The organism is Streptomyces sp. NPDC058650, from assembly GCF_042717315.1.
Lineage (GTDB): Bacteria > Actinomycetota > Actinomycetes > Streptomycetales > Streptomycetaceae > Streptomyces.
The window spans coordinates 1-1,952 of the sequence record NZ_JBHXRL010000043.1; the positions used below are offsets into that span (position 1 = coordinate 1).

Genomic DNA, 1,952 nt, shown 5'->3' on the forward strand with positions numbered 1-1,952 from the left:
CTATTTGGGAAAAGGACGCTAATTTTTGTTGAAAAACTGACTTCGGATTTGGGGTTCTTTATTATTAACTTGATTTTAATTAAACATTACAGGAAAAATTGAGGGGAAATGGATGGATAAACGCAATGGTGACGCGGTTTTCATAGCTCCAAATGATGTTGTAAAAGTGACCACTATGAATCACGTCATTGAAGTTCAGCATATGGAGAAGATGAACCGGAAAAATAATATCAAAAAATTGGACAAGGATAGGTTTGTAGACCTCTCTACTGGGGAGATCCGGGAGTTCGAGCATTCGGAAAATCGGCAGGAAAATTATAATTCTTTGAGACAAACCTTTAAGAAGCTGCGTTATTTGATAAATAACAATTTTATAGGACGGCCAAATGAATTACATATAACTTTGACATACAAGAAAAATATGACGGACACGAAAAAACTTTATAGTGATTTTCAAAATTTTATCGACAGGTTGCGTTATAAATACAAGAAAGAAAGTTCGATAGATTATTTATCGGTGGTAGAGCCACAAGGACGTGGAGCCTGGCATTGTCATGTTTTAATGCGCTTTAATGATTTGGATAAGATTTATATTAAAAATGCTGAATTAAGGAGTCTATGGGGTTTAGGATTTGTAACAATCAAGTCATTAAAGGATATAGACAACATAGGAGCCTATTTGAGCGCTTATTTGACTGATATAGACCTAGAAGATGTCCAAGACAGGGAAACAGCCTTAAAAGTGGCTTCAGAGGGCTGTGAGGTGCAAACAAAGATCGTAGAAGGTCGGGAAAAGAAATTTTTAAAAGGCGGACGGCTGCACATGTATCCTTCCGGAATGAATATGTATCGAAAATCAAAAGGGATTGTTAAGCCGGAACGGGAAGAAATGAAGTTCGGAGACATAAAAAAAGTAGTGGGTTCGGCAAAACCACACTACGAGAAAAGTTATCATGTCGAAAATGACAATTTTGAAAACACAATTTCGTTTCTCCAGTATAACACAAAACGTGATTTTTGAAGCAAAACGGTTCCTCTTTATGGAGCCGTTTTTTTTATTTCCCGAAGGGTTATTTGTCAGAATGACAAACCGATTTCGAGCCGGCGAGAACCCATTGTCACACCACGATTTAGGGGGTGTGTATAAATGGGCACTCTCTGTGAAATTTGAAGCTTTGAAATTCCGAATGGCGCACTTATACACTCTGTCGAGTGAGTGCTAAAATGCTGAAGCATTTCCGTCAAGCGTGTGGAGGAATCTTGTAGAGAGATATAGCATAGATACCCGTATCTCTAGAGATATTTTGGTATATCCCTGCTATATCTATGGGGTATCTATGCTATATCTTTGGCTTCAAAAACGGCACCTGTTCTAAGAGCATAGAAACTCAACAGGCACAGCCTGTTTGACACCCTTTTTTTTAGGGTGGCACCGAGTTTCCTTATGCTCTTTTTCTCTGAAGCTAAACCTGTTTTATATGTCGTAGTCTTTTTATTGGGAGTGACCCCTTGCTGTACAATTTCCGGAGGTGCCGATAAGGGACGAATTTTCCCTTGTCGGTTGCCTTTGGGGATTGTAAGGGGTGGAGGCTCGGAATCAAAAGGAAACGAAATATCATTCCGAGTGTGCTTCTTTTTTCTGTTCTTGAATTCTATTATTTCCAATGTTAGAATTATGTTAACAACTTGTTAGGAGTGTGTTTGGATGGAAGAGAAAAAACAAATTGGACCTCGAATTACTGTTGAAACATTTAAAAAGCTAGAGTTATTAGCCGAACATTTTACAAAACACAATGAATTTGGAAGAGTTTCAAAAGATGCTGTAATTGAGTTTGCTATTAAGGAATTGTATAGGGACTATTTGGGAAAAGGACGCTAATTTTTGTTGAAAAACTGACTTCGGATTTGGGGTTCTTTATTATTAACTTGATTTTAATTAAACATTACAGGAA

2 protein-coding genes are annotated in these 1,952 nt (G+C 37.5%); both read left to right on the forward strand.

All coding sequences use genetic code 11. The features are described 5' to 3' along the window. Positions 1-112 precede the first annotated feature (112 nt). Positions 113-1,021 (forward strand): hypothetical protein, encoded by a 909-nt coding sequence (locus ACFWWU_RS37055; RefSeq protein WP_375839305.1) that lies wholly within the window; start codon positions 113-115, stop codon positions 1,019-1,021. Between the two features lie 684 nt (positions 1,022-1,705). Beyond that, positions 1,706-1,879, forward strand: coding sequence for a hypothetical protein (locus tag ACFWWU_RS37060; RefSeq protein WP_375839303.1), 174 nt, complete (start codon positions 1,706-1,708; stop codon positions 1,877-1,879). Positions 1,880-1,952: the final 73 nt, after the last annotated feature.

Coding starts and splice junctions, on each gene's coding strand:
- ACFWWU_RS37055 (WP_375839305.1), top strand. CDS start 113: ATGGATAAACGCAATGGTGACGCGGTTTTCATAGCTCCAAATGATGTT.
- ACFWWU_RS37060 (WP_375839303.1), top strand. CDS start 1,706: ATGGAAGAGAAAAAACAAATTGGACCTCGAATTACTGTTGAAACATTT.